The organism is Streptomyces inhibens (genome assembly GCF_003389455.1).
In the GTDB taxonomy this organism is placed as follows: Bacteria; Actinomycetota; Actinomycetes; order Streptomycetales; family Streptomycetaceae; genus Streptomyces; species Streptomyces inhibens.
Genome location: NZ_QUAC01000353.1, coordinates 1 through 4,226 on the forward strand (window position 1 = coordinate 1; position 4,226 = coordinate 4,226).

Genomic DNA, 4,226 nt, shown 5'->3' on the forward strand with positions numbered 1-4,226 from the left:
AGGACCTGACCGCCGCCGGTCTCGGCCAGGCTGCCTGAGCCGTGAGGGAACTAGCTGGTGACGCCCTTCACGGGAGCGGGCCGATATACCCCAGAATCCTGCTGCGAGGGTCAGCCTCCAACACCGTGGCCCGGGCAGGTGATCCGATAGCGCTGCCGTGGGGGCGGGGTTTGTGACGGTTCTTGTGGGCCCTCGCCGTATTTCAGAGGGGTACCCGCGCTGTTCTGCCAGCGGCAGAACAGCGGCCGGACCGGGCTCGACGATCACTACAGTCCAGTCTCATGACGACGATTACGACGCGTACGGTCGAGTATCCGGCCGACGGTTTGACGATGATCGGACACCTCGCGCTCCCGGCCGGTGTCGACCGCCGGCCCGCGGTGCTGCTCGGACCAGAGGGCATGGGGCTCAGCGACGTCGAGCGCCGCCGGGCCGATGCTCTCGCCGAGCTGGGATATATAGCGCTGGCCTTCGACCTTCATGGCGGGCGCTATTTGGGCGACCCCGAGGAGATGCTGGCCCGTTGCCTGCCGCTGCTCGCTGATCCCGAGCGGATGCGAGGCATCGGCCATGCGGCGCTCGATGTATTGCGCACCGAACCGCGGACCGACCCCGACCGGATCGCCGCCGTCGGCTATGGCACGGGGGGTGCCGTCGGGCTGGAACTCGGGCGCGGCGGCGTCAGCCTGCGCGCGATCGGGACAGTCAACGCACTGACCACGGGCCGACCGGGCGAGGCGGCGCGCATTCGCTGCCCGGTGTGGGCCGGGGTCGGGTCGGAAGACCCGATCATGCCGCCCGCGCAACGGAACGCGTTCACCGCTGAGATGCAGGCCGCGGGCGTCGACTGGCGCCTCGCGGTCTACGGCGGCGCCTTGCACGCCTTCCACCACCCGCCGGTCGGCCACCCCGTGGTCCCCGGCGTCGGCTACCACCCACGGCACGCGCAGCGAGCCTGGCGCGACGTCGTCGACCTGCTCGCCGAGTGCCTGCCCGTGACGGAGGATCTGGGGCATGACCCAGGTAAGCATGCTGGCCCCGGGCACTGACAGTCCACTCCCCTCAAGTCCGCACAGCAGAAACGCATTCGGGCGGTTACTCGATCGCGGAGACGTATTCACAACTACCGCAGTAAATACCGGATTTACTGCGGCAGAGTCCCTACCGTGATCACCGCGACCTGCGGCGGACCAATCCGGCCGCCGGGGCGAGGTGTACGCATTTACTGCGGCAGTACCGGAAGGGCGGGACGGCGTGACGATCGAACCGGTGACCGAACTCGGGAGCGGGGGCGCACTTCGGTTGCCGCGCGCTCGGGTCGTACCTCTGTCCGCCCTGCCGTCGTCGTACACCGCGGCGGTCGAGCGGTACCTCACCGGCGCGGGCATCGCGAAGTCCTCCGCGCGGATCTACCGGATCTCCCTCACGACGTGGGGATGGATGCTCGCCGGCGAACCGCCGCCGACCGGACCCGCCCGCCGGGGCGCGAAGCCGCCCGTCTTCCCCGTCGCGGCGATCGACGACCCGGCGCTGCCGGAGGTCTTGGCCGAGCTGGCGGCGGCGCGGGCGGACGAGATGGACGCCGACACCGTCAACCGGGAGCTGTCCATCGCGCGCAAGGCGATCGGCTGGTGGCAGCGCCAAGGCTGGATCGAGTGCGATCCGACGATCGGCATCGAGCGGCGGCCGGCGCCGCCGGACCGCACCAAGGCTCTCGCGGAGAACCAGATCGCCGCCCTGTGGCGCCTCGACGTCGCGCTGCGGGAGAAGACGCAGTGGAAGATGCTCTACGAGTCCGCCGCACGGGCCGACGAGGTGCTGTGCCTCAACGTGGAAGACCTCTACCCGCAGGACAAGCGCGGCAGGATCACCGCCAAGGGCGGGGCGACCGAGTGGATCCACTGGCAGTCCGGCACCGCCCAGCTCCTGCCCCGCCTCATCGCCCGCCGTACCCGCGGCCCGCTGTTCCTCACCGACCGCAAGGCCCCGGCCGGAACACCCACGCTCGACGTGTGCCCGGAGACCGGCCGGGCCCGGCTCTCCTACCGCCGCGCTGAGGAGATCTTCGAGGAGAACACCCGGCTGCTGGCAAACCCCCCTCGCCTCGCCCGACGACATCGAGGACCTGGACGGCTGGACGCTTCACCGGCTACGTCACAGTGCCCTGACGCACGACGCGGAGGACGGCACCTCCACCCCGATGCTGCTGGCCCGCTCCCGCCACGCCTCCGTCCGCTCCCTGGAGCGCTACGCCCGCCCCGGCGTCGACTCGGTCGCCCGGCACGTCGCCGAACGCGACCCCGCTGCACGTCGCCGCAGGTAAATCCGAGCGGATCAGTGCTTCAAGATCATCCCGTTGCCCCTTTGGCGCGTATCTCGGTCACACCCCTCGTACGGGCTCCTAGTCGTGGTGGAAGACCTCCCGCATCGGTGTCCACCACTCCCCCGGTACGGCGCCCTCGGTCTGCTCCTGGCAGGGGTCGGTGAGCCGCCACCACCGCTGGGTCACGGGGTCGGCGGCCATCTTGGCCATGTCGGCGGCGTAGTCGTCGCCGATGTACTCGACGTACGAGAACAGCACCTCGCCCTCAACGAAGATCGAGTAGTTGCGGAGATTGCAGGCGGTGATCGTCGCCAGCACCTCCGGCCAGGCCTTTGCATGCAGTCGCAGATACTCTTCGCGGTGTTCCGGGCGCAGTGTGATGAGCTTTCCGAAGCGCCGCACAGGGGTGGCTTTTTCGCCGCTTGTCGCACTCATGGCGGCATCCTCCATCAACCGCCCCGCCCGCAACACCCGCTTCCCCGGCCCCATGAACTCCACAGCGCCGTCCGGCAATTGGTTGACGGCGCATACATCTACCTGTTCCACTGGCCTCATGCGTCCTCAGCAGCGGCTGGTCACCCGCGACCACATCGACTTCGGTCGAGTGTGGTCGGCCTCCTGTTGCCACTGACTTCTCCGTAGCGCCCCCTCCCCCGCCGTACGGCCCTTCCGTACGGCCGCATGCCACAGCGCATGTCCTACGAGAAGACGAGGCCACACCCATGCCTGTCGAGTTCCTCGGCATTGCCGCGACCAACGACGGTTCCGAAGTCACCCCGCGCTCCGGCGCGTCCTTCGACAAGGACTACACACTCAAACTGGCCCGCGCCCATGAGGAGTACGGCTGGGACCGGGTGCTGTTCGCCTACGGCTCCGGCTCCCCCGACCCGTCACCGGCCGCCGCCTATGTCGCCGCACGCACCGAGACCCTGCAACTCCTGGTGGCCCACCGCCCCAATGTCTCCTATCCGACGTTCGCCGCGAAGACCTTCGCCACGCTGGACCGGATCAGCGACGGTCGGCTCGCCGTGCACTTCATCACCGGCGGCAACGACCATGAGCAGGGCCGCGAGGGCGACACCCTCACCAAGGACGAGCGCTACGACCGCACCCGCGAGTACATCCGCATCGTCAAGAAGATCTGGACCACCCACGAGCCCTTCGACCACGAGGGCACCCACTACCGCTTCCATGACTTCGTCTCGGACACCTTCCCCGTCCAACAGCCGCATCCGCAGGTGTCGTTCGGGGGTTCCTCGCCGGCGGCGTACGCGGCGGGCGGCGCCGAGGCGGACATCTACTGCCTGTGGGGCGAGCCGCTGGCGCAGACCGCCGAGCAGATCGCCTCGGTGAAGGCGGCGGCACAGGCGGCCGGGCGCAGCGATGTGCCCCGGATCCAGGTCGCGTTCCGGCCGATCATCGCGCCCACCGAGGAGCTGGCCTGGGAGAAGGCGCACCGCACGCTGGAGCGGATCAAGGCGCGCAAGGCGGGCGGCGCGCTCAGCCGCCGGCACCCGCTGACGAACCCGCAGAACGCCGGGTCGCAGCGGCTGCTCGCGGTGGCCGCCGAGGGTGAGCGGCACGACCGGGCGCTGTGGACCCCGACCGCCGCGGAGACCGGCGGCGCGGGCAACTCCACCGCCCTGGTCGGCACCCCGGAGACCGTCGCCCAGGCCCTGCTCGACTATTACGACCTGGGCGTGGACATCCTCTCGGCCCGCGGCTACGACCTGCTCGACGACGCCATCGACTTCGGCCGGTATGTCATCCCGATCGTCCGCGAGGAGGTCGCCAAGCGCGACGCGGAGCGCGCGACCACCGGCTCACGACAGGCGTCGTAGGAGCCGGCCGGCCCTGAACCGACAGCAGGCGGCGCCGCGCCCCCGATCGAAGGGGGCGCGGC

4 protein-coding genes are annotated in these 4,226 nt (G+C 70.0%); 3 read left to right on the forward strand and 1 reads right to left on the reverse strand.

Annotated elements, in window-relative coordinates:
- The first annotated feature begins 281 nt into the window (after positions 1 to 281).
- Both DY245_RS34330 and DY245_RS47180 read left to right on the forward strand, forming a co-directional pair.
- Positions 282 to 1,049, forward strand: a complete 768-nt coding sequence (locus DY245_RS34330; protein WP_014173938.1) for a dienelactone hydrolase family protein — start codon at positions 282 to 284, stop codon at positions 1,047 to 1,049.
- Positions 1,050 to 1,254: 205 nt separating this feature from the next.
- A complete protein-coding gene (locus DY245_RS47180) occupies positions 1,255 to 2,487 on the forward strand; it encodes a hypothetical protein (protein ID WP_244943448.1) in 1,233 nt (410 codons plus the stop codon).
- On the opposite strand, the gene DY245_RS34340 is transcribed toward DY245_RS47180, so the two are convergent.
- Positions 2,402 to 2,758 carry an L-rhamnose mutarotase gene (locus DY245_RS34340; RefSeq protein ID WP_128511032.1) on the reverse strand — a complete coding sequence of 119 codons (357 nt, stop codon included), beginning with the start codon at positions 2,756 to 2,758 and terminating at the stop codon, positions 2,402 to 2,404. The genes DY245_RS47180 and DY245_RS34340 overlap by 86 nt on opposite strands.
- Before the next feature lie 287 nt (positions 2,759 to 3,045).
- Here DY245_RS34340 and DY245_RS34345 point away from each other — a divergent pair, with 287 nt between their 5' ends.
- On the forward strand, positions 3,046 to 4,164 hold the full coding sequence (locus DY245_RS34345; protein ID WP_128511033.1) for an LLM class flavin-dependent oxidoreductase: 1,119 nt from the start codon (positions 3,046 to 3,048) through the stop codon (positions 4,162 to 4,164).
- Positions 4,165 to 4,226 lie beyond the last annotated feature (62 nt).